Origin of the sequence: Bacillus sp. Root131 (assembly GCF_001429475.1) — a bacterium.
In the GTDB taxonomy this organism is placed as follows: Bacteria; Bacillota; Bacilli; order Bacillales; family Bacillaceae_G; genus Bacillus_A; species Bacillus_A thuringiensis_S.
The window spans coordinates 2,738,732-2,764,033 of the sequence record NZ_LMJQ01000001.1 but is presented as its reverse complement, the minus strand read 5'-3'; the positions used below and the strand labels follow the sequence as shown (position 1 = coordinate 2,764,033).

Genomic DNA, 25,302 nt, shown 5'->3' with positions numbered 1-25,302 from the left:
GAATTCAAGAAAAATTAAACCACCTATCCCCTAAAGAATTTAGGGAACAAGTGGTTTAGGTGTTTTGATTGGTGTCCCGTTTTCGGGGTTCACTTCACCCCTCTAGGGGTTTTTACGTTCAATTGAAAATGAAGAATAGTGTCTTATTTCTCAATGTGTAAAATTTTTAAACGCGATAAAATAATATACGAATGAATTCCAATACACATATTATTAAATTTAAGATGGTTCAAGTTGGAGGAAGGCATCAGAGGCTGTCTTCCTCCATTGACACTAAGTTTAATTTTTAATTTAACAATTCTAATAAAAAAATAATATCAATGGTTTTTTTCTCTTCTACTTTGCAATAGATTTTTGTACCCTTCCGCTCACTACTGATAACCTTGCTTATCGTTAATTTTTTTAAATGTTGTAGAATTTTATATTCTGCAATTTGTGTTGCTGCACTAAGTTGAGAAACTGTCATAACACCATTTTTAATCAATTCACTAACAATCAATAAACGATTTGAATTACCCAGCATTTCAAGGATTTTAGCACTCCTTTCAAAATGACTATAATCCATATTAAAATCATTAGACATAATGTTTACCCTCCGGGACCATCACAAATAATAATTAAGAAATATTTAAATAACACTTTTCTAAAAATTACTATAAAGATACAACAAATTCAAATTATAAGAAATAGTTTTCAGGCATTTTCTCTTTTTTAGCACTTCTATTTATATGTAAATATGTTAAAATATTATATGAAAGATTCAAGGTGTATTTTTAGTTTTTAAAATGATGTTATTAAAATTAAGATGGTTTAAGTGTAAGAAAGGCACCTTAAGGTGTCTTTTTTTATTGGGTAGTTACACGATTACTGTCATAGACCGCAAAATAAACCACAGAAAGGTAGATATCTTTTTATAAGAGATGCCTACCTTTTATCATTTTGTTATTAAGAAAATTCCTTAATTAACCTCTTAAAAGGTGGAGAAATCTTCTAAATCTCACATAGATTAAAGTTTAAAATATGTATTTCTAATCTTCCGCAATTTTATTGCCATATTTTAAATATAGATAAGTTGTATTTTGAAGTACTACATTGTAGATGGAATTATATTTTGTAATGCATGTTCTAATGTTAAAAATTTATATTGATATCCGTGTTCAATAGCTTTTTGAGGTAATACGTGCTGTCCTTCTAATATCAGCATGCTCATTTCTCCCAGTAAAGTATGGAGGATAAAAGAAGGGACTGGCAGCCAATGTGGGCGCCCTGTAATTTTTGCCATATTTTTCCCGAATTCTTTCATAGTAGCTGGTGTTGGTGCTGTAATATTAAGAGGTCCTTTTACCTCCTTTTTGTTGATAGCAAAATCAATTATACGTACGGCATCATCTATGTGAATCCATGATAACCATTGGTTTCCGGTTCCGATTGTACCCCCAATATACAATTGATAGGGAAGGAGCATTTTTGGAAAAGCACCTCCATCTTTACCTAATACAATACCGAATCTAGTGTAAATAGTACGTATTCCGAGTGATTTAGCTTGAGATGCTGCTTGTTCCCATAAAGATACTGTAGTTGCTAAAAAATCATTTCCCGGAGTTTCGTGTTCCTCTGTGAAAGACTGCTTTTGAGATGCCCCGTAGTATCCAATAGCACTGGCATTAATGAACGTTTGAGGTTTTATTTCAAGGGTGTGTAATTGCTTAATAAGTCCTTTTGTAGTTTGTAACCTACTCTCTAAAATCTTTTCTTTTTGTTTCTTTGTCCATCTACCGTTATTAATAGATTCTCCAGCTAGATTAATGACAACATCAATAGACGAAAAAGGAAATGTATTTGAATTAGCATCCCATTTTACATATTGAATATTAGAAGTTGAAAAATCATCTATCTTTTTCCGTGTAAGAATATAAACTGTATGCCCCTCATTGCTAAGAAAATTTGAAAGATGTCTACCAATAAATCCACTTCCACCACAAATTGCAATTTTCAATAAAATTCCCTCCTCATTATATTAATTCTTAAAAAAATTGTGACTATGTTAAAATAACAGTGAAAAGTATGATTGTCATTACAGAAATCAAAGTAGAGGAATTTAGAGATAATACTTGGAAAAGCCATCATCTCTAAATGTATTTTCAAACTATTACATACCAATATATTTATGATAAAAAACTTTTAATTTTTTATATGTTTGGACAAAAAGTCCTTTTAATTAAAAGGGCCCAATTTTTATAAAAAGAAAACTGTTAAGTCAAGGTGCTCAAGAATTGATTCTTAGACACAGTTTACAAGAGGATTCGATGGGAAAGCAAATTAAAAATACTCTTACCTTTATGGGGAAAAGGTTTTTCTCAAAAATGTTCTTTTTTAAACCAAAAAAAAATAAAAATAAATGTTCAAATGTTTTATTAAACAAATACCAATTTTATAGAATATCGATACTCTTGACAATTCTAACAACATTACGGAATATTTTTATATTGGATGTAAAACACTGTAATGATGGCATAAAAGTTTAAAAGATAATTTAATACTTAATATATTGCTGATTAAATCCTAAGGAGGCAATAACATGCAGAGACAATTTCCTAAACCAAAAGTGGTTGTGAGTAAATGCTTGGAATTTGATACCTGTCGTTATAACGGAGATATGATTTTTGATGTTACAATTCAAAATTTAAAACCATTTGTTACATTTATTCCTGTATGTCCTGAAGTAGAAATTGGATTGGGTATACCTCGTGAAACAATTCGAATCGTTGAGGAGAATGGCGTTCAAAAACTTGTGCAGCCTTCTACAAGAAAAGATTTAACAGAACAAATGCAGCATTTTTCTAATTCTTTTTTAAGTACATTACCAGATGTCGATGGATTTATTTTAAAAAGTCGATCTCCAAGTTGTGGAATAAAAGATGTGAATATCTATACGGGGTATGAAAAGTCACCAACGAAAGGAAAAGGTCCTGGCATATTTGGTGGGGCTGTGCTAAGAAAATTATCTCATATTGCAGTAGAAGAGGAAGGGAGATTGTCAAATTTTACTATTCGAGAACATTTTTTCACAAAATTATTTACAATTACTCATTTTAGAAGAATCAAACAAAATGGAAATTTAGAAGAATTGATTGCTTTTCAATCCGTTTATAAGTATTTATTCATGGCATATAATCAGTCAAAACAAAAAGAGTTAGGCAGAATTATTGCCAATCACAAAAAAGATAAAGTTGAGAGCATATTTAAAAAATATGAGGAAATGTTATATGAATTATTAAAAAGAACACCTCGTTATACATCACATGTAAACGTATGTCAGCATATCTTTGGTTATTTTAAAAAGAATTTGAAAAATCAAGAAAAAGAGCATTTTTTAACACTTCTTCAAAAGTATAAAGAAAAAAAGATACCGCTTAGCAGTTTGCTCTCTGTATTAAAATCATGGGCTCTTCGTTTTGAAGAACAATATTTATTAAGGCAAACCTATTTTGAACCTTATCCAGAAACCTTAGTAGAAATTTCAGATTCAGGAAAGGGCAGAGATTACTAAGGAGAACTACAAATTCCTTTGCTGTTTTAGAACAAAATAGAAATTTTCGTGTATAAGTGATAGGAATCAATGACAAAGATTACTTGTTTGCTTACATAACATACTGAAAAGCTATTATACTTTCACTTCTAGTAGCATCAACTTTTATAGAAAATAAGCGTACAACAAAAACATATAGTTATTTGATATACACACTGTAATTTAAGTTTTCGTATAAAACCAGTTACATAAAATAAATCAAATATTAAACACATTTATATATGAAAAGAGTATGGGAGTCTAAAAAATAAATAGTCACACTCTTTTCATATAGAAGTGTGACTAAAAATGCATAATTGTTTATTTATGTTGGACAAACTTCACCATTAAATTGGCAATTGTATGTTGTTCCTGTTCATTAGCAACTTTCCAAAGCTCAGCTAATAGTTTTTCTTGGTCATTTCGCGCCTCTACTTCATTTGCCAAATAATCACCTACACGGAATGCCATATCTGAAACTGCCTCACCAGCAATTCCTTTTCCTTCGGCTTGTTCTAATCGTTCTCCTAAAAAGCTTTTCCATTGATCAAAATTGTCTAGCACTGACATAATTAATCACCTCACTTTTAAGTAATAGAACCATACTTACTTTGTGCAAATTCTTATTTTATATGTAAAAATTTTTATTTTAACAATGTCAACCATCGTTTACCCCAATTAAGTTGGTTTTGGTGTAACAAATTTAAAGGACTAAAAAATGTTCTTTCAAACTAGGCCATTGTGGTACTAATACTTCAAATAGATATGTACTCAGTACGAAGAAAGAGAATTAAGAGTGTACTATTTTTTTAAGAATATTTTAGTCCTGATAAAGGAAATTCTATTTGGTTTCTGCTCTTAAGTTAATCGGTTATGAGCGTGTGGGGATATCTTTCCATAGCGTCAATCATAAATGTAATTCAAAATAAAGATTCTTCTTGATAAAAGTAGACATATTTTTATGGACTATAGGAAAAAATTTAGAATGTATTACTTTGCACATTACAATTTTTTTTAAAGAAAAGGTGATTGAATGGAGCTTTCTAATGAAAGTAAAACTTATTATGCTGGAGATATTGTCTATATTTTTTATCGAAATCCCCACACTCAAGATGTAGCAAATATACAAGCCGCAGCAGTTGTAAATAACCCTGAGAGACCAAATGAATTAGCGTTGTTCCTTTACGAAACGTATTATCCACTAACAAATGAGATGGCGGTTTATTCTACGGAAGAAGAGGCAAACCAAGCGTACACTTACTATTATGGTGATATTCCAGAGGGGGTGTTGGAATGAATAAGCCATTTATGCCTAAGCTCGTATATTTTGAACCTAAAGCATTAGATTATCCTTTGGGGAAAGAGCTGTTTGAGAAGTTTTCAAAGATGGATGTTGAAATTCGACATACTACTTCCCATAATCAAGTAAGAGATTTACCAGGCGATAACGATTTTCAAAAGTATCGAGTAGCAAAATCTACACTTGTTGTTGGTGTTAGAAAAACGCTGAAATTTGATACTTCCAAACCTTCAGCGGAGTATGCAATTCCCTTTGCAACAGGGTGTATGGGACATTGTCATTATTGCTATTTACAGACAACAATGGGAAGTAAGCCATATATCCGTACTTATGTAAATGTTGATGAAATCTTAGAAGCGGCTGACAAATACATGGAGGCTCGTGAGCCAGAATTAACAAGATTTGAGGCTTCTTGTACATCAGATATTGTAGGAATTGATCACTTAACACATACGCTAAAACGGGCAATTGAGCATTTTGGGGAATCAAAATACGGAAAGCTGAGGTTTGTTACAAAATTTCATCATGTAGATCATTTACTTGATGCAAAACATAATGGGAAAACAAGATTTCGATTTAGTGTAAATGCTGATTATGTTATTAAAAACTTTGAACCAGGTACGTCCCCTTTAGCTAAACGAATCGAAGCAGCAGGAAAAGTAGCTAGAGCAGGATACCCGTTAGGGTTCATAGTGGCTCCTATTTATCTTCATGAAGGTTGGCAGAACGGGTATTTTCTTATGTTTGAACGTCTAGATGCTGAATTACCTCTTGATGTAAGAGATGATATTACATTTGAATTTATTCAACATCGTTTTACAAAGCCTGCAAAGAGAGTGATTGAAAAAAATTATCCTATGACAAAATTAGAATTAGATGAAGAGAAAAGAAGATATAAATGGGGGAAATATGGAATTGGTAAATATATTTATCAAAAAGAAGAAGAAGATGATATAAAAAATCAACTTTATTCATATATGAATAAATTTTTTCCAAATGCAAAACTAGAGTATTTTACATAATATAATGGAGATTCTTAATATAAGAAGTTTAATTAAAATTATGCGTTTAAAGTTCAAAATTGCATGTATGTTCATTTAGTCTAAAGTTAATGTTATAAATTAAAAAATATAAAAAAGTTATCCTTTCTAAATGTGTTAGAAAGGATAACTTTTTTATTAAATGGTATTAAATTTCTTAAGTTCAAAAGTGGATAAGAAGTACTTTACATTTCAGCTGTAGATAAAATACAGATATTTCTTATGAGCGAGGAAATCCTTTTAGTAATTTTAGATGATTTAAAACATTTATTGTAAGTAAATGTTTTAATTATTATTTAAGGACATGTTGCAGTCATTATTTTATACTGTTACTTTCTACGAACTCAGAGAAGTTATGAATAAACTTTAGGATGAATTGCAATTCATCAATATTTTTTTGATGAATTAGAGAAGTAATGATACTTAGAAATCCCTCTCTTTGAGGGTTTTCGAGTAAATTGATATTACTTAAGTTTAACACTTTTTCAGGTGAAACCTCTAGACCAACAGCAATTTTTTGTAGAGTAAGCATGGAAATATTTCTTTCCCCACGTTCAACTCCCCCAATATAAGCTTGTTGTAAATTGATTCGTTCAGCTAATTCTTCTTGTGTCAATCCTCTTTTTTTTCGTAATAATCGGATGTTTTCTCCTACTAATTTTAAGAAAGCAGACAAATGTATCACCTCTCTATCAGATTAGAGAAGTGTACAAATGAATGTAAGAACACTATAGTGCTTAAAATTAACATAAAAGAACTTAAAAGTATCTTCAGGTGTTGGTTATTTATTTGAAATGGGAACGAAATTAAAGATTGAAAGGTATTATTTGTAAATTTTCTTAATTGTTAGGGAATATACTATACATAATAAGTTAGGTTTAATAGAGAATGTCTTCAATAATAATTAAATTACCGTATCAAGCCGTGCTATACCAAACACCACCGAACCGAACCCAACCGGGATGTACCATACCAAGCCTAACCTTATTTAATGACCTATCTCTTCAGCAATAGGGAAGTCAACTCCTATTGAACAGTTTTAACTGTTTCGACACTATCATACTTTTTAGAGATTATTCATATCAAGTAAAGTTAAAACAATTTAGTTTAAATATAAATTTGCTTTACTTTGCTGTGTAAGAATCCTAATTTTAAATTAATTAGCTTAAATTGTTTTAATTTATAACCGTATCAAATCGTACCATACATCTAGTTCAGTTTTTAAATACAATTCATAATTTTATTAGACATTGTGTTCGTTTGTTTATTAAGTACTATCAAAATCTGTTCGTTTGTTTATTAAGTACTATCAAAATCTGTTCTATTTTCTTAATAGTGAATCTTCTTCCCAAACATGTTTACGCCAATCCGCTGTTATAACTCCGTCTTTTAAAGCTTTTGCAATCATACCTTGATGGAAGTGATCTGCACGTAGAACATGACATTTTCTGCAAAGGGTACGTAAATTTCGGATCCTATTATCCCCACTTAGCCCACTAACTATGTGATCGATATGACATTTATTTAATAAGACTGATTTTTTACAACGTATACATTGTCTATTATCTCTGTTCCATATGATTGGTCTTATGTTTATTCTCCACGTTTCATAAGGAGTTCTTTTCTTAGGCATGTGCTATTTCCTGAACAATATTAAAATCAGTGACATGGAATCGTCCAAATCCTACTTTTCTTGCGTCTCCTAACCCAGCGTAAGCACCAGCATCTTGGCAAATAGCTCTCATTTGTTCACGATTAATTAAGGTTCCTTCCCATATAATACTAAACTCTGTTTCCCAACCAGATGAAATGGCTAGACGATAACGTATATTTTTTACTCCTCTTCTTGAAACCGGCCGTACATCAATATATACATCTTTTTTATCATCCCTTGTTATTTCATTAATAGGGGGAAGAAACCTGTTAATGAATATCTTATTATCTAGTACTTGGAGTGTTGAAGACACTTCTGGTTCTAATGTTCCTCTTCCTTTAGATATAAACTTTCCTCCCGCACGTAAACAAGTGAAAATATAAATAGGATCCAAATAAAGTTGTCCTTGTGGGGTAGCTTGAAAAGTTTTTTTCCATTCTTCAGGGTTGTTTCCTGGAACTCCCAATTTTTCTTGCTTTGTTATAGGGATTGCATCTTCGGTAAATCGATTAAATAAAAGTGGTCTAGTTCCTAAGATTTTTACATTAGCACAAATTATTGACATTTAAGTAACCTCCTAAAATAGAACTTATAAGTATTAATTAACAATTTCAAGTATTTTTAAACATATATTTATTTAGTGTTTTAAAATGTTGGAAGTGGATTTAGTAGCCAAACTCTCATAATCGCTTCTTGTTAGCTTATTAACATTTATTGTGAAGTGTTTTTAAGCGTATTAAGAAAAATTGAATAAATAGGAGATATGGTTTTAAAATTGACTTTACATATTTTAAGGTAGTTAATAATATTCAGTTGAGTTAACGTTACGATAATGTATATGATGCTGAAAATACACTAGGAAGAGTATCATATAAGTAACAAGGAAAGTACTAAGGAATTAATGTGAAAAAGGCGGGTAGATTTAAAGTTGAGAGGAGATTATCTAGTGAGAAAATTAATATTAAATGGTTAATAAAAAAACCAGAAAACATCATCAATATAATATAGAAATAGACATTGATGATGTTATTAATTGGATGAAATTATAATATAAAGAAAATTCAGCTTCAACAAGTCAAGGAGATAAGTATATTAAAATCAGTGCATGGTTAAAATTCAATACATAAGATAACCATGCACTGATTAATACAGGGTTAAATATTAATATGATTGGCTTAAAAGGAATTATCGTAAATATAGTCTTACTGAAAAAAAGTAACCTGCATCCCATAGAGTGAATTTACTTAAATAAAAAAGTGTCCAATTAAAATGCTTAAAATTAGGAAGTTCTATTCCCAAAACAAATCACAATAATTAATTTAAAGCGTTTTTTATTCGGGAAGAGTGTCCACTACAATATTTTAGAAAAACTCAATGTTTCCTATATTTATTAAAGTGGACATATTTTAAGGTAGTATAAGTTGCGGGTTATTAGTTCAGGGATTATTGGTTTTTCAATGGGTCTTATTCAAAAAAGAGTTGGTTTTAGTGTGAAAAACAGGTCATTTAACAAGGGAGATATTTCTTATTTGGCAATTACTGGGTTAGTTGGTATTGTCATTGCTATTATATTTGCTGGGGCATTCGATATTATTGTGATGGGAGAACCATTTGACAAAATTGTTATACAAGTATTAGGAGCAACAATTTCCGATGTTATCGTATTCTTAGTTCTTGGATTGCCACTGACAATTGGCTTGGCGAAATCCAATAAGAAACATGCACATTTAAAAATTGAAAAGTAGGGATGTTAACATGCAACCAATTATTTCGTTTGAACAATTCACCTTTCAATACGGGCATGCTGCGCAGCATACTTTAAGTGATATTACCTTTCATATATACCCTGGGGAAAAAGTGCTAATTGCTGGACGAAGTGGTTCAGGAAAGTCGACATTAGCTCATTGTATCAATGGGCTAATTCCATTTTCTTATGAAGGGATTAGTACAGGTAACGTATTAATTGCCGGTAAAGATCCGAGGGAAGGCAGTATTTTTGAACAGAGTAAACATGTGGGAACAATTTTGCAAGATCAAGATGCTCAATTTATTGGTCTGACAGTAGAAGAAGATGTAGCTTTTTATTTAGAAAATGAATGTGTAAATCAAGAGGATATGAAAAAGATTGTTTCGGACTCATTAAGAAAGGTGAAGATGCATACGTTTCATAAACAAAGTCCACATGAATTATCAGGAGGTCAAAAGCAAACAGTTTCTCTTGCTGGTTTATTAACAACAAATGCGGATATATTATTGTTCGATGAACCGTTAGCGAACTTAGATCCGCTAAGCGCCTTACATACGATAGAACTTATGAAAGATATACATGAGCAATATAATAAAACGATTGTTATTATCGAACATAGAATAGAAGAAATTTTAAAGCTGGATTTAGACAAAGTTATATTAATTGATGAAGGTAAAGTCATTGCAATAGGAACACCAAAAGAAATCTTAGCGTCAAATATATTACCATGTATTGGCTTAAGAGAGCCTATTTACATCGAAGCATTAAAGAGATTACATTTTGATAGTAATAATGACGTAATATATCCAATGGAAAACCTTCAAAAGGAAAAGGTAAGCAACGTTATAAGAGAGTGGATGGAGAAACAAGTCATATTAAAAGGTAATACTAAAAACAAGGAATTACTTAAAGTGGAGAATTTATCATTTTCATACCCTAATAAACAAAAAGTATTAGAAAATGTAAACCTTTCAATATATGAAGGAGAAATTGTGGCACTGTTGGGACATAATGGAGCAGGGAAATCAACATTAGCTCATAGTCTTATAGGCATAAACAAAATGAAAAATGGGGAAATCTTGTTAGAAGGTGAAGATATTAGTTCTTGGTCTATTCGTAAACGTGGGGAAACCATATCTTACGTGATGCAAAATCCAAATCATATGATTACACAGCCCACTGTTTTTGAAGAAGTTTCATTTACATTAAAATTAAATAATTTTTCTAAGGAAGAAATTAAGAATAGAGTAGAAGAAACTTTAAAAATTTGTGGTTTATATCCATTTCGTAATTGGCCAATTCAAGCGCTAAGCTATGGGCAAAAAAAGAGAGTAACAATCGCATCTGTATTAACAATAGATCCCAAGCTTATCATATTAGATGAACCGACAGCGGGACAAGATTATTATCATTATAAACAATTTATGTCGTTTATTAAAAAACTAGCTAAAAAGGGAATCTCATTTGTTTTTATCACTCACGATATGAATCTCGCACTAGAATATGCAGACCGTGCAGTAGTTCTACATGAAGGGAAAATTATTGCGGATAATACAGTGTCTAATGTATTTGGTGATCAAGAAACCTTACAAAGAGCCAACTTAAGAGAGAGTTCTTTAACCAAGCTTGTTAAATTTAGTGGGATTGTATGTCCAGAAAAATTTATGGAGCTTTATTTAGACAGTAATAGGAGGGAGGAAGGTGCATAGTACATATTTTCATCGTATGGATGGGGTAGTAAAATTGTTTTTATTTATTTTTTGTATGACGATTACTTTTTTGTTTTTTGATTTTAGGTTGTTGCTAATTTTATTTATTATTGGGTGTATTGGACTCGGAATTGCTAAAATTCCATTTCGTAAAATTTTAATTGTTTTTAGTGTCATATTTACATTTAGTTTATTAAACTCTGTCATGATTTTATTTATTACACCCACTCATGGATCTGAATTAACTGAATCATATACCTCGTTTTTACATATTGGATATGCAACAATTACATATGAAACATTATTTTATGCAGCTACACTTTCATTAAAGTATTTTACGTTATTACCATTTACACTTCTTTTTATTTACACGACAGATTCAAGTGAATTTGTAAGTAGTTTAAGTAAATTTGGTATTCATTATAAGATTACATATGCAATAAATATTGCACTGCGTTATATTCCTGACATCCAGTCTGAGTATAAAATTATTAAACACGCGCAAGAAGCGAGAGGAGTGGCTTTTGAAAAAGGAGAAGCAAGTTTATGGGTTCGTATGAAGAACCGTGTTTTAATTTTCTGGCCACTAATCATTCATTCTCTAGAAAGAATAGATACGGTTTCAAATGCAATGGATTTAAGAGGATTTGGAAAGAAGGATAAACGTACATGGTTTTATACAAGTAAGGCGAAACGTGAAGATTTCATCGCTTTATTTGCCGGTGTTTTCATATTCATTGTTGCCGTATATTTAAAATTAAACGTATTTCAAAATTTTTGGTATCCATTTTAAAGCACTCTTTAAACGAGTGCTTTTACTTATTTTTATGTAGACATGCTCAAAAAAGGGATATACACATAATGTATAATACGAACCAGTTAAAATGATCAACTACCTATTAGTTTTCAAACCAAAAGGAGGAGAAAATATGAGTTACGGTGGTTCTTGTGGTTTTGGTGGAGGTTTCGCTTTATTAGTTGTGTTATTCATTCTATTAATAATTGTAGGATGCAGCTGCTGGGGCGGAGGATACTAATTTTTAATTAGTCTTCACAAATGTAAACTAAAAAACATTGAAGATACTTATGTATCGAAACAAATAAAAAAGGAGCGACTATGCTCCTTTTTTATTTGTTTTAATGCGTATTCTTACCATATTTTGGGAACGTAATCGTTAAAGTCGTTCCTTTACTAACGATACTTCGGATTTTTAAACTTCCATACATCGTCTCAATAATCTTAACAGCAACCATCGTACCTAAACCGGTGCCTTTCGTTTTTGTACTAAAATACGGTTCACCGAATCGATGTATTTGCTCCTGTGACATTCCAACTCCACTATCTTCAATTCGTATTTCAACTTTACTATTATTGATAGATGAGGAAATATTTAAGGTACCACCATTAGGCATTGCTTCAATACTGTTTTTTATTAAGTTTAAAAAACATTGTTGAAAGTGTTGTTTATTACCAACAATGGTTGCCTCAGAAAAATCCTGTGTAATATGTATCGTATTCATATTACACAATGGCAATATCATATTAATAACTCGATTTAACTCTTGTTTTACTGAAATTTGATCTAATTTTTCTGGAGAAGGTTTGGCAAACGTTAAGTAATCATCGATAATTTCTTGGGCACGATTTAACTCTTCAAGTATATGTTTAATATATTCGTCTCTTGATTCAGGAGTTAAATTTGGTGTTTTTAAAAGCTGTGTAAATCCTTTTACAACCGTTAAAGGATTCCTTACTTCGTGCGATATACTTGCAGCGAGTTGGCTAACAATCTCCATTTTTTCCATTTTAATTAATTTTGAGCGCATTAATACAGCATCTTTAATAACTTCATTTATATAAACAATAAATAACATTAAAGTAGTCGGTAATACCATGAAATAAATAATATACAAATTATTCACTTCAAAATCTGATAAAGTTAATACAATTACAGTTGTAAATATAGCTAGGAAAAAGGTTAAAAACATGGAAAAAGCTACTTTAAGCTTTCTATTATATGTATTAAATTTTGAAGATGCGAGTGCTGTAACGATGAACATTATTCCGTAAACAACGACTGTTAGCATATTAAAGCCATAAAATATAAATCTTGTAATTAATAAAATTGTAAACAATATGATACCGACAGGGAATCCACCATAAAGCGTACCTATTATGACCGGAATTTGTCTTAAATCATGAATACAACTTTCATCCATATAGATAGGGTATCGCATACATAAAATAAGCGGGATACTAGAACAAAGGGTAATCAGTAATATTTTGTATTTTTTTAAATAATGCCTGCTATCATATATGAAATAAAAAACAAATATACTACATAAAATGTATAGAAGGTTATTTAATACGTTTTGGTTAATATAAACAAAGTCCATAATATTTGCCTCGTTATTCTGAATTTACTTAACATATGTATTATACATGATAACATGTGTTAGGATGTATAAACCTTGTTCATACAAGATTTATTTAGCTTTTTTTATAAAATGCAAACATTAGCTATTCAAAGATACTTTTACCAAAACTTTTTACTGCTTCTTTCTGCATGTTCGGTAAAACATGGTGGGTTATGTTGCTACTATAAGAAACGTAGGTATTCTTTTTTAAACTCATCCTTTTAATTTCTAGCCACTGAACGAGATAGTCTTTTAAAGTAAGCTTAGACGGTTCCACAAAAGTCCCTTCATTTAAATCCGTAATCTTTTTCGCCACATTTTTTACTGCTTCTTTTTTGTCTTATAACCAGAAAAACACTAAGTACTTATTTCCTCTTTTTCGAATATGTCCTTTCACTTAAAACACTCCTTCATTTTGTTTTGAATTATATTGTATAAGTCTAGTTGTAATGTTGCTACTTTGAAAATTGCATAGTTGGACATATGAGCGATGGATATATTTTACCATATATGAACAAATTCAGTTATAGGATATGATATGTAAGTTACTGCTAATTTTATATTTACAATATACTGAAAATTAAGTAATGCAAAAAATGGAAATATAAAATAATGCAAGGGGGAAAGAAAATGAAAAAGGTTTTTGTAGTGTTTTTTGTACTAGCATTCGCATTTATGTCTATCAATTCTTCAAAAGTTATGGCTTACGGAAATCATAAAGCGGATCTTTATACAAGCGGCGGATCTCAATTATTGAATTATGTTGGATCTAAACAACCTTTATATAATGATCCTGGTAACCCAAATGTAGTAGGTTATGTTGCTTATCAACCTGTTAAAGTAAAACAAGCATGGTATTTAATTAATACATTGTTAGGACAAAAATGGATAGGTTATAACCTTTAAAAAGCACTCATAATGAGTGCTTTTTTTATTTATATATAAGTCTAGTTATAATTTTGGTGCTATGAAAATTACATATTTGGACATATGAGTGATGGATATATTTTATCATATTTAGATTGTTATTAAGGAATAAAAAAAGAGCCATAGGGCCTCTTTTTTTGCTGTATTCATGGAAATAAAATTAAAAGCGTTATTTTATTATAAAAAAATAGGTGACTCAACAATTGTGCTAGCCGAGTCACCTAGTACTATCGAACCAAATAATGTACTTTTTCTATATGTAGTTATGGGGAGTTCTTAGAGGCTAGCCCAATAGACAGTTAAGGGACAAATAAAATCATTTTAGAGAGTTTTACATTTTGTTATGTTAATGCTACAACAGCAAGAGTTAAGCCCAACGTATTTAATGTATTAGAATATGGTCCTACATTAACAGTAAGAGTACTTGTTATACCTGGAGGTGTAGTGAAAATTGCGGGTGCTGATACAGAAGTGAATCCGGCTGTATATCCTAGAGAAGTACCTGAGCCAATGATAGGATTATTATTCAGATACATAGTTATACCTGCCGAATTACCTCCTGGTTGAATAATAACTTGCACTTCATAGATTGCCAAATAGGTTCTTCCACCTTCAAGTAAAACAGTTGTTGGTGGTGTGAATGAGATTGCCGTACCATTAGAATTTACCATGGTATCTAGTGGAATCGCAGAGTTTACAGAAACTATTGATGGGGTAGTTTGAACAACATTTAAACTGTTAGCCGTGGGAGATGGACAAGAACAAGGTTTGTGAATGTTAGAGTTGTTATCATTTTGGTAATTCACAAATAATCAAGCTCCTTTGCGTAAGATAATTTTTTATCTTATATAAAACGTAGCCTTTTTGTATCTAAGTTATTTTTAATAAGTTTTTAAAGATAAGTCGAATATTGTTGGTCAGTCGACTTTTGAAATTATTTGAAACTCTGGGATTTTAAAGTGCGTTTGATAAATATATATGAAAAATTTTTTAAGGACATTACTGTAAGTTAGGAAACATAATAAAAAACGGTAAAATGAGGGGAGTAAAAGGAAAAGAACCCTTTATATAAAGGGTTTTTCTGGTGATTTAATATATCAATTACATTCGTGGTAATATTCATCACATGAATCGTTATTATCGTTACAGTATATACAAAATGTTTTTTGAACAAATAAACTAACTACACTAGTAGAACCTTCCTGCTTTGTAAGAGTAAGACTTTGAAAATCTTCAACTTGAAATATTTTTGTTTGAACAGGTTGTAATGTAGTAGTAATTGGTACGCTAGATCTTCTTGTTAGAATAGTTACTTGAACGGGTGCACTCATCCCGACAACGAATAACTGAATTAATGTTTTATTATGATTGTTTGTAAAATCCTCAAATACAGTTTGTGGAGCGGTGGTTTCAAGGAAAACTGACACAGGTATATTTCCATTTGCATTTTCTGCAGAACCAGCTATCGTATGAGTTTCAATAAAACAGTTATTTTTTTGATTGTTGGAATGTGATTGGTTTTTATAATATTTTTTACCATCTTTATAAAATTAATCAGCCATATGAATTTAAAGCTCCCTTCTTTTGGATATCTATATAGTCTATTTAATAAAGTGAAGTAGTGCTTGTACAACATAATAAAATCCGCTCTCGTAATTATCTAAAAATGTTATTTGGAAATTAAAGAGCGCCATTCAAGGCGCTCTCGGATAAACATTAATATTGAAAAAGAATACCACATTATATTTTATGCATGTTCTTAATAAATGTGTAGTTTTTTAGCAAAATCCTTATTTGAAAACAAGAAGCCCTAGAGTTAGGGCTCTAAGGCTTCTTATTTTGGTATTCTCACATGGTTTTTCAAAAAGAATAGAACATATTGAAGATAACATGTGAATGTTTCATAAATGTATCAAAAAAGTGAACAAAATTGCTAGTGGAGAAGAAGCAGAAATGAAGTTTCTAATACGTAAGTACGTGAAAGGTATTATTTCCGGTGAATAAAATGCGCATGGAACACCTAATCATTATTTTATCGGGGGAAAAGAATATGTTATGAACTTGGTTGAATGAAAAAATGAAAATTTTACTTTTAGAGTGAAACTAAACAAAAACGCTATTTTATTAGAAAAGGAGAATGAAAATGGAGGTCCAGTTAATTCACGAACAAACATATAAAAGTCAGTATGATTTAGAAAGTGCAGTAGAAAAATTCTACGATAGTCTCCGAGAAGAATTCGGAATGGTTGAGGACGAGGATATCAAGCAATTTGACCATATAAGCAGAGTATTTGAAGCGACGGCCGCAATGGAGAATGGTTTGAAATTGAAGGTAGAAATATTCTTTGCGGATGATGCAGACGAAGATGAATCATGGGTTTGTAAAGCTTATCAAGTAGCTTAATAGAAACTTCATTTGAAAGGAAAGTGATCAGGGTGGAAGTTCAATATGATGCGCAGGGCCGAATGAAGTATCATCCTGATTACGATCCGAATCATAAGAAGCCGTATACAACGAAAGAATTAGCCTACATATGTAAGTATTATGGATTCGGAAAGGTGAAGGGAATTGCTTTAGCATTAGGAAGAACGGAATTAACGATAAGGCAGCTAGTAAATACTCTCCGGAAGAATGGAATGTTTGAAAAATATAAAACTATGGGTGAGTAATTACAATAAAAATTTCATTTTATAGAAATAAAAACCCTAGTTTCCTAGGGTAATGGTATAACTGCCAAATATATTTTATTCGTTTATATTGTAACTTAATATTACGTTAAATACATCAGGTAAATGAAACCAATTGTAGAAAATAAGAGCAGTTAGCAAAAGCTAACTGCTCATCTCCAAGGGGGAACAAGGAGAAAATCTAATGTCATGTATAGTATTGACGTAATATTTAGTTTTATTCGTGAAGAATTACATTTAACTTAATGCATAACCAACGATTAAAGTTAGTGTTAAAAACACTGATAATAACAATGTTAGCAGAACTGTTACTATGCTTCTAAGCATTGCTATCCAATTACGTGCTTTAGAGAATCCTTTAATACCAGCAAAAAATTTATATTATGCTTCATAGGTTGCTCCTTTGTTATCAAAATATTTCTATTAAATTTTAATGGAAAATATAAGAAAAAGATAGTGGTTATAAATTGGAATGAATTTTTTAACAAAATAATCCTTTTGTTTAAAGAAAAATAAGCTACCAAGTTACATTTATTAGAAATATTTTCTAAGGTATTCTTAAGAAGATGGGAATAGAAAGAATATCTTCGAGAGGAAAGGGGTTAATTTATGTTAGGAAATTGGTTGGGTAAATTAAAAGAACCTAAATGTATACATAGATATAAACTTATTAATAGTCATGACAATGAAGATTTTAAAACTGGTAAGATGGGGATAGTTAGTTATTTCAAATGTGAAAAGTGTGGGAAAGAGAAGGAAATCAGCAAATATACTAATGATGTTAATAGTGACTATTGGGATATTTAAAACAACATTCGAATATCGTCCAGCTAGAAAACTAGAGGACACCAATTCATTAAAGCAGCAATTAAGGCTGTTTTACGAATGGGTGTCCTTTTTATTTTGAAAAGGGAGATGGGGTAATGGAGGGGTTAAAAAATCAGTTACATGAATGGAAAAAGAAATCCAAGCAAGAAAAGAAGAAAAAACCAAAAGAGAAATTAAGTACTCGTGAAATTGAGGATTTAATGGGGATGCATAGACCTTGTTATGAACGAAGACGTGGAGCAATAAGACAAAAATAATCTAAAAATAAAAAGGAGCGGTCTTATATGACTAAACAATTATCTTTCTTACCAAAAATTGATAGAACAGCGAAACAAGAGGAATTAGAAGGCGTGTTGGAAAGTGTACGTATACATAGGAAATGTGAAAATTAGAAACAGATTCTTTCTTCTAGTAGAAATTGAAGTGGAAGTTGGAAATGTAGCCATAGAGGAATTTGTTTTTATTCGAATATCTGAGCAAGAAGCTAGAACATTGTTAGTAGGGGGTATTCAACGTTGTACTATTTCTAATTGTATTCCTAGGTCTCATGATGATTTAGAAGTAGAATTCATTTGTGTTTTAATCGTGGGTGGGGAAGCATTTGCGGTTTTTGATGTAGAAGACGATATTGATGAAGCTGTACTTGTTCCAATTTCATTAAGAGAAGCCGAGCGTTTAATCTGTAGAGGAGCAAGACGATGTACAGTTATTAATAGATAAGAGTAAGCCTTTTTATGTTGTATATGTTGAAGATCTTTTAAATGAAAATACCCTAAATCACGGATACATAAATCATTTGGTGCTACAGTTGGAATACACAGAGAACCATAGGTTCGATTATGTTGTTTCCCTGGACCTGTATGGATATATAGGAATTGTCCGCTTAATAGGTCATATTCAAGTTGAATTTTCATCCCAGCAGTATGGCTACATCCTCCAGCCCAGGATAAATGGTTGAAAATATATCTGGAAGCTGAAATGCAGTGGAATCTAAAATGCGAATACGCTTGAAAACAGAGGTGTATGGAGAAGAAAGTGGTATAGATGAAGTTAATTTGTTATTTAGAAGGTTAGTCAATATATGTTGCAAAAACTGAACGGCTGATTTATTAAACCTTTGATTCAGTCCTTCCTGACTGATGAGTACTTCTGTGGATGATTCTAAACAGCTAGATAACTGAGCTAAAGAGGTTGTAGCGATATTTTGACTCATCCATATACATAAAGCGACTAAATCTTTTGCTTGGTATTTACTGGTTCGTTGCACGAAACCAACATCTCTAGCAAGATCCCGTAAGGTATTTGGAGATAAAAAACTTTGAATCTCTTGAGCAAATAGTTGTAATTCATCAGATACAGAAATAGACATACAAAAACGCCATCCTTTCCTATGATTCTACAAAAAGAATAGCGTATTTTTTCATTTTAGGGGAGATTTTGTTGAATTAGCTTGATAGCGATTAGTGGTACCCCTTATAGGATAATAGAAGTTTTGCATTTTCAATTTTTTTACACTCTATTAACAAGGCAGTTATAGCATCCTGGTTTAGCGTTAAGAATATGAATATATTCTACTTCTTTATTATCAAAAATTTCATCTATATTTTCTCTTAAATTTACACCTTCTGTAACCCTTGCTTCTACAATCATTGAGTCAGCATTGTAGCCGCGTACAGATAGATACCTATGATGTAACATATGCGGAATTTCATTTACATCTAGCTTAGCAGTAGTTGCTCCCTTTCGTATAAATATAGGACCACTTGCTTTATAAGGCGAATTAACACTATGATATTGGTAATTCAGTAAAATTACCTCTTCTCCTACCTCTGCATCCTTCAAACTTACCCTGCAAGGATATCCAGGATTTTTATTTGCTATTATTTTGACTGCCCCGATATTTTTTAATACTTCTTCATTCATTAGAAATAGGTTATTAAACTCCTTCTCTTGTAACGCAACGATTTGAAAGTTATTTCTCATATTCTATCCCTCCTTAATTAGTTGTTATAAAGCAATTCACTAATGATGCTACCACTAAAGTTCATAAAACTTGTTCAATAATGCTGCCCGTTTGTTGAGGATTGAATTAAAAAGCCTACAATTCTATAACAGAGAAAAAATTGCTTATTATTGTTCAATACAAAGTTGTTTACTTTTAATCAATCAGTAATGATTTATCGAAAAATACGATGAGTACAAAGCACTCTTGTTAATTCATGCTATCTTTTGTTAAAGAACGTGAATTCAGTCAAGTTCTTGGTTTACGGTATTTCCACTATGGAAAGCCCGGAATTGACTCGGTGAAAATCCTGTATTTCTTTTAAATGCATTATAAAAGCTAGATACACTTTGATAGCCTGTTTGATAACCAATCTCTGTACTATTAAAGACCGTTGTCAAGAGCAGTTCCTTTGCTTTCTTAACTCTGATCCTTTCTAGATATATTCGAGGAGTATACCCTGTTCTTTCTTTGAAACTCCGATTTAAATGAAAACGACTAACTCCTACCCTTGATGCAATTTCATTTAAAGACATGTTTTGAACATAATTATTTTTTATCAATCGCATAGTATCTTCTAAAACGCATTCGAACGGGTCGTATATTTTTATATTTAGATCTGATCGGCATCTTTTGCATGGGCGATAGCCTGCCCTTTGAGCTTCTTGCGCATTTGAAAAAAAGGATACATTTTCATAATTAGGAACCTTAGACTTGCAAGAAGGCCGGCAGAAAATTCCAGTTGTCTTGACTGCGTAAAAGAATATCCCGTCATACGCTGAATCACATGATACTGTTGCTTTCCACATGGTATCTCTAGAAAGGTTATTTTGATCTTTCATTAGATTTTAATCCTCCCTTGTAGGCGAAAATCTTATTACTTAAAATCATATAAATCACATATATAGCCACGACAATTAACGGAACAAATATATACAATTGAAAAAATGGAATCACCAGCAAACATAAAATGAAAGAGATTAACGATGCCCACCATGCCAGTGTGTTCTTCCTAAATAATTTAACGCCTGCCGCCATTGAAAGAACATAAACTAGAATCCCAAGAGAAGTCGGTATAAACAAAATATCATCAAACGTTAGTGACAAAGCTTTTGTCACTAACACACCTGCTACCGAAAAACAGATAACAAACAATACCATCTGTCTTGGAATTTGAGTAGTTGCATGCAGCCTTGAGAAAAATTTTGGGAAAGCACCATCTCTGCTTAATGAATATCCTAATTGCGTTAGGCTGGCTACAAAAGCATTCGCTGTCCCTGTACAAATAATTAAAGCTAAAACAGCTGTAACGACTTTGGCACCTCCGCCTACTGTACCTCCCATTATAACACCGATAGGAGACAGGTTGCTTTCTTGACTGCCATACGTGGCCGTTCCAATAGTGACAAGACTTAGCGCTAAAAATAATAATCCAATGACAACTGCACTAATAACTGCTCCTTTGATAATATCTTTTTCTGGCCTTTTAAAGTGCTCAGCCAGATTACAAATCGCCTCCCAACCAAAAAATGCCCAAAAGATAACCGTTATAGCGTTCCCGACAGAAAACCATCCATTTGGAACAAAGGGAGTAAAATTCCCCCATTGTATTCTTGGAAACGCCACAAATACAGCTGACGCTAAAAGAATCAGTAATAAGGAACTTAAAATCACTGCAACTTTACCACTAACATTTACACCGTAATAATTGGAAACACCTGCAATTACCAAAATAAAGACGGCAATTATAATTGTTTCAAAATGCGAAAATCCAAATGCCTGACTGACGTAAAAAGCACCAGTTAAAGATACAATCGTTTGACCAACTGCTGCTGTTACAAAGTAAAACCACCCAACGATATTGCCAAGATGATATCCAAAAGAATTTCTAACAAAGGTTGCTGCTCCACCAGAATCAGGATATATCCGTGCCAAACTAGCAAAGGAATAAGCAAGCGGAAAACTAATTATAATAACGATAAACCAGGATACAATAGATGCAGGGCCCGCTATTGAGGCCGTTACCCCCGATAAAAAAAGGACACCTGATCCTAGAATAGCTGAAATGTATAACGCAATTCCTTGAAATAATCCAATGGCTTTATTGTTCATGATCTCCCCCCTTTTATAGGATTTAGTGTACTAGTAAAAAGGGGGGGATTCTTCTTGTTTTTTGCGGTTTAATTCGTTTAATAAAACAATCAAAAGCATTTTTATTATATTTCTTCTTCAACAATCGGGCCAGATTGTTGAAGAAAGTAGCCTGTTCCAATAAAGAACTTTATTGTTCAGTAAACAACTTGTCATGAAACCATAAAACGAACCGAAATTTTTCTTAAGGGTAGAAAATTCGGCTCGCTTTATGTTGGAATTTGCTTAGCTTATATTTTCGTTAAAATGTGGGCGGGATCCCATGCCCATCAAGCTAACATTTTGAGACATCTCCATTACGAGAAATCTTCAAGAAAACAGACTTTGAAGTAAGGATACTATATACACGTATAGTACTCGCTATCATTGGTGCTTTGGCTTTATGGATGCTTATAGTAATCTATATAAAATAATCTTTTTTTATAAATAAAAGGGCCTGATGTGAGAGAAAAGGCCTTTTCAAAAATTGCATATGAGGAAAATCAATGTCAATAGTTTAATACCAATAAATAAGAATTAATTACAGGTATTAAGTATTGAGAAATAAAAAATATTTAACGCAACAAATTGGTTAACTTTATGAGCTAACCAATTGTTACACAAAAGAAAATTAGGCCCTCTAAGTAATAGATGTGTAACTTAAAGTTACAGTTATAGTGTAAGCGAGATTGAAAATGTTATACGAAAGTAATTCTGTTAAAAAGTTTCATTTTGTCATAAATAAAAGAGCAGTTAGCCCAGCCTAACTGCTCGATACAGAGGTAATAATCTAGCTACATAGATATTATATGCTGAGTTATTGATTTTATTTGTGTAAAAAACAAAAGAGCAGCTAACAAAACCTAGCCGCTCTAAGCAGTGATGTGTCTCTAGATGTAGTTGTAGTATAAACAGAATGCTGAGTTTTATTCATGGGGAGATAGAAATGAGCTTGAAAATAGAATATAGTCCGGCTAGAAAACTAGAGGACACCAATTTTTAGAGCCGCGATAAAATTGTTTTAAGAAAGGGTGTTCTCTTTATTTTGAAAGGGGATTCGGGAAATGAAGGTATTAGAATAGAAATGTTTAAAAAACGCATAGATTGATAAAAAGTAAAGGGCGAATTCCTTATGAGAATAAGGAATATTATCATTTTTGTTACCATTTTCTTCTATCCTTATATAATTGATTTGTATTTTATATATAAATTAGGAGGGAATTTATGACTACAAATAAGGACTACATTCGTTATATCCGGGGAAAAGTAGGGCATGATTTAATATTTCTTAATTTTGCTGGAGGTATTGTTTATAACGAACGAAATGAAATTCTTTTACAAAAACGGGGAGATAGAAATGAGTGGGGTCTACCAGGTGGTGCTATGGAACTTGGAGAATCTCTTGAAGAAACCGCTAAACGAGAAATATTTGAGGAGACAGGATTAAATGTTGAGGTTGAACATCTTATAGGTGTCTACTCTAAATATTCTGGTGAGTTTCCGAACGGAGATAAAGCTCAGACTATCACTCATTGTTTTCAATGTAAGCCAATTGGCGGAGAACTTACTGTAGATGGTATTGAGACTTTGGATTTAAAATACTTCCCAATAGACCAAATACCAAAATTATTCACAAAACTACACGAAGATGCCTTAGAAGATTGGCTTTCCAAAAGAAAAGGTGTATTTAGATAAAACACTTTCAAATTAATTATCCATAATCTTTAACTAACGGGGGCTTTAATTGTGTAAGAAAATAAAAACTTTTAACTTCCGCTAAAGATAATTATGTTAATGATTTAGTGATGGCAGTCCTGTTAAGGACAAGAAGAGGAACGTATAAAAATAGAATTGTAGAAATAGAAAGAGTGGATTCCATGTGAGAGAATAGGGATCCACTTTTTTTCTTGCAACTGATAAAGAGACACTATATCTGACTTACATAAATATCCTAGTTGTTCAAATTTGTCCTTGCTAATGGTACCATTAGAGTCATGGAGGGATATTATGTTTACTTTTAGATAATGCTTTAAGTTAAGTCTTTACAATTAAGCCCATTAAACGAAAGCCTTTAAATATAGAGCGTACAACTTTCATGAAGATGCGCCCTAAAAGAAATATTAAGTATGTATTATTTCTTTTCTTTAACTTCGTATTTAGCTTCAATAAAATTTAATAATTTACCTTTTTGATCATCATTTTCTTATATTTCCTTATCGTGTTGTATAATTGATTACGAGTTACTCTTTCTATTTTGATGTTCCTCTATTTTCTTATCATATACCTTAGAGAAATCATCCTTGTTTTCTTTAGCTAATTGGTAAACTGCTTCTTTCCACTGTTCTCTATCCATGCCTAACAGGTGGGGAGAACTATTCGCAATAACTACACTAACTTCTTTTACATCTTTACCTTTAGCTTCTAATATTGGTTTTGTACCTTTTCTTGCATCCTCTACCCCTTCTAAGATGAGTTTATGCGTGTCTTTATACTTATCAGGTACTTTTACGTTCTCCATTCGATCTAAAGCTTCATCCAAAATACTTGCCGTTTTGAATACCTCTTTATACTTTTCATCACCTTTTAGTGCATAACCTAAACCTATTATTATGTCATCCTTATTAAAGTTAAAATCTAGTAATTGTTCATACATGTAACTTGGATACTGTTCCTCAGATATTGTAGTTTTCAACATTGCTTTACTAGTTTCTTCAGTCTTAGGAGTAGAATCTTTATCTCCTAGCCCACAACCGAACAATAATAGAACTGGCAATGTCAACGCTATGAGTTTCGTTGCTTTCATTATGTATTCCCCTTTTAGAAAGTATTGTAATTAATTAACATATTGTACCATAACATAAATTATGAATATTAGATATACAAATTCCCTATCTTTACCGTGAAATGCATTTATTGTAATAATGAAGAATATGATACACATGCTTGGAATTGAAAAAATTTATAGCTCGTGAAATAAACATATACAAAGAAAAAGACATATTTATATTGTCCTCACCCTTACCGTCCATTTTGTCTAAAATATGGGTAGTCAAACCCACACATTAATACACAATTGGAAACATAATCAGTATATTAAGAAAAAATGTGTGAATTATTTAAACAAAAAAGTGTTAGCAAGTTTGCAAACGAACTTGCTAACACTTATACAGAATAGACATAACTTATTGCCGATATGTCGCCTTTGAAAATAGCTTTAATCAGTTACATCACACTTTATACGAAATACTCATAAAAACAGTCTTAATATACATGATAACAGTATAAACTCTA

Annotated in this window: 25 protein-coding genes and 4 pseudogenes; 14 read left to right on the top strand and 15 right to left on the bottom strand. The window is 31.5% G+C overall.

Translation table 11 applies throughout. From position 1 onward, the window contains the following. Positions 1–286 precede the first annotated feature (286 nt). Together ASE54_RS13920 and ASE54_RS13915 are read right to left on the bottom strand one after the other, a co-directional pair. Positions 287–583: a metalloregulator ArsR/SmtB family transcription factor gene (locus tag ASE54_RS13920; RefSeq protein WP_000063807.1), complete on the bottom strand. Its 297-nt coding sequence runs from the start codon at positions 581–583 to the stop codon at positions 287–289. A 504-nt stretch (positions 584–1,087) separates the two neighbouring features. After that, the gene (locus ASE54_RS13915) at positions 1,088–1,996 is read right to left on the bottom strand and encodes a TIGR01777 family oxidoreductase (RefSeq protein WP_000684085.1); all 909 of its coding nucleotides are present in this window, start codon (positions 1,994–1,996) and stop codon (positions 1,088–1,090) included. Between the two features lie 582 nt (positions 1,997–2,578). Between ASE54_RS13915 and ASE54_RS13905 the strand changes: the two genes are divergently transcribed. Continuing rightward, positions 2,579–3,550: a DUF523 and DUF1722 domain-containing protein gene (locus ASE54_RS13905; protein ID WP_014895264.1), complete on the top strand. Its 972-nt coding sequence runs from the start codon at positions 2,579–2,581 to the stop codon at positions 3,548–3,550. A 339-nt stretch (positions 3,551–3,889) separates the two neighbouring features. On the opposite strand, the gene ASE54_RS13900 is transcribed toward ASE54_RS13905, so the two are convergent. Next, the gene (locus ASE54_RS13900; RefSeq protein ID WP_000114446.1) at positions 3,890–4,138 is read right to left on the bottom strand and encodes a DUF3243 domain-containing protein; all 249 of its coding nucleotides are present in this window, start codon (positions 4,136–4,138) and stop codon (positions 3,890–3,892) included. A 463-nt stretch (positions 4,139–4,601) separates the two neighbouring features. On the opposite strand from ASE54_RS13900, the gene ASE54_RS13895 reads away from it, so the two are divergent. Next, complete coding sequence (locus tag ASE54_RS13895) at positions 4,602–4,865, top strand: transcriptional regulator SplA (RefSeq protein ID WP_014895265.1); 264 nt, start codon at positions 4,602–4,604, stop codon at positions 4,863–4,865. Beyond that, a complete protein-coding gene (gene splB / locus ASE54_RS13890) occupies positions 4,862–5,890 on the top strand; it encodes a spore photoproduct lyase (protein WP_001039637.1) in 1,029 nt (342 codons plus the stop codon). The genes ASE54_RS13895 and splB overlap by 4 nt, the downstream gene beginning before the upstream one ends. Positions 5,891–6,224: 334 nt before the next feature. Here splB and ASE54_RS13885 read toward each other — a convergent pair whose 3' ends face one another. The 3 genes from ASE54_RS13885 to ASE54_RS13875 all read right to left on the bottom strand — a co-directional run bounded on the left by ASE54_RS13885 (position 6,225) and on the right by ASE54_RS13875 (position 8,127). Then, entirely contained in the window at positions 6,225–6,584 is a 360-nt protein-coding gene (locus ASE54_RS13885; RefSeq protein WP_001272206.1) for a helix-turn-helix transcriptional regulator, read from the bottom strand. A 645-nt stretch (positions 6,585–7,229) separates the two neighbouring features. Further along, positions 7,230–7,541: an HNH endonuclease gene (locus tag ASE54_RS13880; protein WP_001124980.1), complete on the bottom strand. Its 312-nt coding sequence runs from the start codon at positions 7,539–7,541 to the stop codon at positions 7,230–7,232. Then, complete coding sequence (locus tag ASE54_RS13875; protein ID WP_000022209.1) at positions 7,534–8,127, bottom strand: hypothetical protein; 594 nt, start codon at positions 8,125–8,127, stop codon at positions 7,534–7,536. The genes ASE54_RS13880 and ASE54_RS13875 overlap by 8 nt, the downstream gene beginning before the upstream one ends. Positions 8,128–8,989: 862 nt before the next feature. Between ASE54_RS13875 and ASE54_RS13870 the strand changes: the two are divergent. From ASE54_RS13870 to ASE54_RS34240, 4 genes and pseudogenes are all read left to right on the top strand, one after another. Continuing rightward, a pseudogene (locus tag ASE54_RS13870) lies at positions 8,990–9,307 on the top strand (ECF transporter S component); the annotation flags it as partial. Between the two features lie 10 nt (positions 9,308–9,317). Further along, a complete protein-coding gene (locus tag ASE54_RS13865; RefSeq protein ID WP_001182498.1) occupies positions 9,318–11,018 on the top strand; it encodes an ABC transporter ATP-binding protein in 1,701 nt (566 codons plus the stop codon). Continuing rightward, positions 11,011–11,811 (top strand): energy-coupling factor transporter transmembrane component T, encoded by an 801-nt coding sequence (locus ASE54_RS13860; protein WP_000556366.1) that lies wholly within the window; start codon positions 11,011–11,013, stop codon positions 11,809–11,811. The genes ASE54_RS13865 and ASE54_RS13860 overlap by 8 nt, the downstream gene beginning before the upstream one ends. A gap of 136 nt (positions 11,812–11,947) precedes the next feature. Further along, entirely contained in the window at positions 11,948–12,055 is a 108-nt protein-coding gene (locus ASE54_RS34240) for a YjcZ family sporulation protein (protein WP_000120182.1), read from the top strand. Positions 12,056–12,155: 100 nt separating this feature from the next. Here the strand turns inward: ASE54_RS34240 and ASE54_RS13855 are convergent, their stop codons facing one another. Together ASE54_RS13855 and ASE54_RS13850 are read right to left on the bottom strand one after the other, a co-directional pair. Further along, entirely contained in the window at positions 12,156–13,415 is a 1,260-nt protein-coding gene (locus tag ASE54_RS13855) for a HAMP domain-containing sensor histidine kinase (RefSeq protein ID WP_000348331.1), read from the bottom strand. A 175-nt stretch (positions 13,416–13,590) separates the two neighbouring features. Next, a pseudogene (locus ASE54_RS13850) lies at positions 13,591–13,833 on the bottom strand (site-specific integrase); the annotation flags it as partial. A gap of 233 nt (positions 13,834–14,066) precedes the next feature. Between ASE54_RS13850 and ASE54_RS13845 the strand changes: the two are divergent. Further along, positions 14,067–14,342: a hypothetical protein gene (locus ASE54_RS13845; RefSeq protein WP_000755350.1), complete on the top strand. Its 276-nt coding sequence runs from the start codon at positions 14,067–14,069 to the stop codon at positions 14,340–14,342. 362 nt (positions 14,343–14,704) lie between these two features. Here ASE54_RS13845 and ASE54_RS13840 read toward each other — a convergent pair whose 3' ends face one another. Both ASE54_RS13840 and ASE54_RS13835 read right to left on the bottom strand, forming a co-directional pair. Then, on the bottom strand, positions 14,705–15,169 hold the full coding sequence (locus ASE54_RS13840) for a hypothetical protein (protein WP_042992795.1): 465 nt from the start codon (positions 15,167–15,169) through the stop codon (positions 14,705–14,707). Positions 15,170–15,460: 291 nt separating this feature from the next. Beyond that, positions 15,461–15,925, bottom strand: a pseudogene (locus ASE54_RS13835) (exosporium protein D). A 581-nt stretch (positions 15,926–16,506) separates the two neighbouring features. Between ASE54_RS13835 and ASE54_RS13830 the strand changes: the two are divergent. The 5 genes from ASE54_RS13830 (at position 16,507) to ASE54_RS13815 (ending at position 18,599) form a co-directional block, all read left to right on the top strand. Continuing rightward, on the top strand, positions 16,507–16,767 hold the full coding sequence (locus tag ASE54_RS13830) for a hypothetical protein (RefSeq protein ID WP_000453677.1): 261 nt from the start codon (positions 16,507–16,509) through the stop codon (positions 16,765–16,767). 32 nt (positions 16,768–16,799) lie between these two features. Continuing rightward, a complete protein-coding gene (locus tag ASE54_RS13825) occupies positions 16,800–17,033 on the top strand; it encodes a hypothetical protein (RefSeq protein WP_000453747.1) in 234 nt (77 codons plus the stop codon). A gap of 627 nt (positions 17,034–17,660) precedes the next feature. Beyond that, complete coding sequence (locus tag ASE54_RS13820) at positions 17,661–17,858, top strand: hypothetical protein (protein WP_000901426.1); 198 nt, start codon at positions 17,661–17,663, stop codon at positions 17,856–17,858. A 116-nt stretch (positions 17,859–17,974) separates the two neighbouring features. Then, positions 17,975–18,136 carry a hypothetical protein gene (locus ASE54_RS36350; RefSeq protein ID WP_002082702.1) on the top strand — a complete coding sequence of 54 codons (162 nt, stop codon included), beginning with the start codon at positions 17,975–17,977 and terminating at the stop codon, positions 18,134–18,136. 103 nt (positions 18,137–18,239) lie between these two features. After that, positions 18,240–18,599, top strand: a complete 360-nt coding sequence (locus ASE54_RS13815; RefSeq protein ID WP_002082700.1) for a hypothetical protein — start codon at positions 18,240–18,242, stop codon at positions 18,597–18,599. A gap of 2 nt (positions 18,600–18,601) precedes the next feature. Here ASE54_RS13815 and ASE54_RS13810 read toward each other — a convergent pair. The 4 genes and pseudogenes from ASE54_RS13810 to ASE54_RS13795 form a co-directional block, all read right to left on the bottom strand. After that, a pseudogene (locus tag ASE54_RS13810) lies at positions 18,602–19,248 on the bottom strand (IS4 family transposase); the annotation flags it as partial. Positions 19,249–19,388: 140 nt separating this feature from the next. Next, complete coding sequence (locus ASE54_RS13805; protein ID WP_001245408.1) at positions 19,389–19,862, bottom strand: DUF1203 domain-containing protein; 474 nt, start codon at positions 19,860–19,862, stop codon at positions 19,389–19,391. 264 nt (positions 19,863–20,126) lie between these two features. Continuing rightward, a complete protein-coding gene (locus ASE54_RS13800) occupies positions 20,127–20,723 on the bottom strand; it encodes a bifunctional transcriptional activator/DNA repair enzyme AdaA (protein WP_000654821.1) in 597 nt (198 codons plus the stop codon). Further along, entirely contained in the window at positions 20,707–21,993 is a 1,287-nt protein-coding gene (locus ASE54_RS13795; protein WP_001060113.1) for an amino acid permease, read from the bottom strand. Before ASE54_RS13795 ends, ASE54_RS13800 begins: the two co-directional genes overlap by 17 nt. A gap of 1,242 nt (positions 21,994–23,235) precedes the next feature. Between ASE54_RS13795 and ASE54_RS13790 the strand changes: the two genes are divergently transcribed. After that, positions 23,236–23,706: an NUDIX hydrolase gene (locus ASE54_RS13790; protein ID WP_000210489.1), complete on the top strand. Its 471-nt coding sequence runs from the start codon at positions 23,236–23,238 to the stop codon at positions 23,704–23,706. Positions 23,707–24,244: 538 nt separating this feature from the next. On the opposite strand, the gene ASE54_RS13785 is transcribed toward ASE54_RS13790, so the two are convergent. Beyond that, positions 24,245–24,814: a membrane protein gene (locus ASE54_RS13785; protein ID WP_000648400.1), complete on the bottom strand. Its 570-nt coding sequence runs from the start codon at positions 24,812–24,814 to the stop codon at positions 24,245–24,247. Positions 24,815–25,302 lie beyond the last annotated feature (488 nt).

Coding starts and splice junctions, on each gene's coding strand:
- ASE54_RS13920 (WP_000063807.1), bottom strand. CDS start 583: ATGTCTAATGATTTTAATATGGATTATAGTCATTTTGAAAGGAGTGCT.
- ASE54_RS13905 (WP_014895264.1), top strand. CDS start 2,579: ATGCAGAGACAATTTCCTAAACCAAAAGTGGTTGTGAGTAAATGCTTG.
- ASE54_RS13900 (WP_000114446.1), bottom strand. CDS start 4,138: ATGTCAGTGCTAGACAATTTTGATCAATGGAAAAGCTTTTTAGGAGAA.
- ASE54_RS13895 (WP_014895265.1), top strand. CDS start 4,602: ATGGAGCTTTCTAATGAAAGTAAAACTTATTATGCTGGAGATATTGTC.
- splB (WP_001039637.1), top strand. CDS start 4,862: ATGAATAAGCCATTTATGCCTAAGCTCGTATATTTTGAACCTAAAGCA.
- ASE54_RS13880 (WP_001124980.1), bottom strand. CDS start 7,541: ATGCCTAAGAAAAGAACTCCTTATGAAACGTGGAGAATAAACATAAGA.
- ASE54_RS13875 (WP_000022209.1), bottom strand. CDS start 8,127: ATGTCAATAATTTGTGCTAATGTAAAAATCTTAGGAACTAGACCACTT.
- ASE54_RS13865 (WP_001182498.1), top strand. CDS start 9,318: ATGCAACCAATTATTTCGTTTGAACAATTCACCTTTCAATACGGGCAT.
- ASE54_RS34240 (WP_000120182.1), top strand. CDS start 11,948: ATGAGTTACGGTGGTTCTTGTGGTTTTGGTGGAGGTTTCGCTTTATTA.
- ASE54_RS13855 (WP_000348331.1), bottom strand. CDS start 13,415: ATGGACTTTGTTTATATTAACCAAAACGTATTAAATAACCTTCTATAC.
- ASE54_RS13845 (WP_000755350.1), top strand. CDS start 14,067: ATGAAAAAGGTTTTTGTAGTGTTTTTTGTACTAGCATTCGCATTTATG.
- ASE54_RS13830 (WP_000453677.1), top strand. CDS start 16,507: ATGGAGGTCCAGTTAATTCACGAACAAACATATAAAAGTCAGTATGAT.
- ASE54_RS13820 (WP_000901426.1), top strand. CDS start 17,661: ATGTTAGGAAATTGGTTGGGTAAATTAAAAGAACCTAAATGTATACAT.
- ASE54_RS36350 (WP_002082702.1), top strand. CDS start 17,975: ATGGAGGGGTTAAAAAATCAGTTACATGAATGGAAAAAGAAATCCAAG.
- ASE54_RS13805 (WP_001245408.1), bottom strand. CDS start 19,862: ATGAGAAATAACTTTCAAATCGTTGCGTTACAAGAGAAGGAGTTTAAT.
- ASE54_RS13800 (WP_000654821.1), bottom strand. CDS start 20,723: ATGAAAGATCAAAATAACCTTTCTAGAGATACCATGTGGAAAGCAACA.
- ASE54_RS13795 (WP_001060113.1), bottom strand. CDS start 21,993: ATGAACAATAAAGCCATTGGATTATTTCAAGGAATTGCGTTATACATT.
- ASE54_RS13790 (WP_000210489.1), top strand. CDS start 23,236: ATGACTACAAATAAGGACTACATTCGTTATATCCGGGGAAAAGTAGGG.
- ASE54_RS13785 (WP_000648400.1), bottom strand. CDS start 24,814: ATGAAAGCAACGAAACTCATAGCGTTGACATTGCCAGTTCTATTATTG.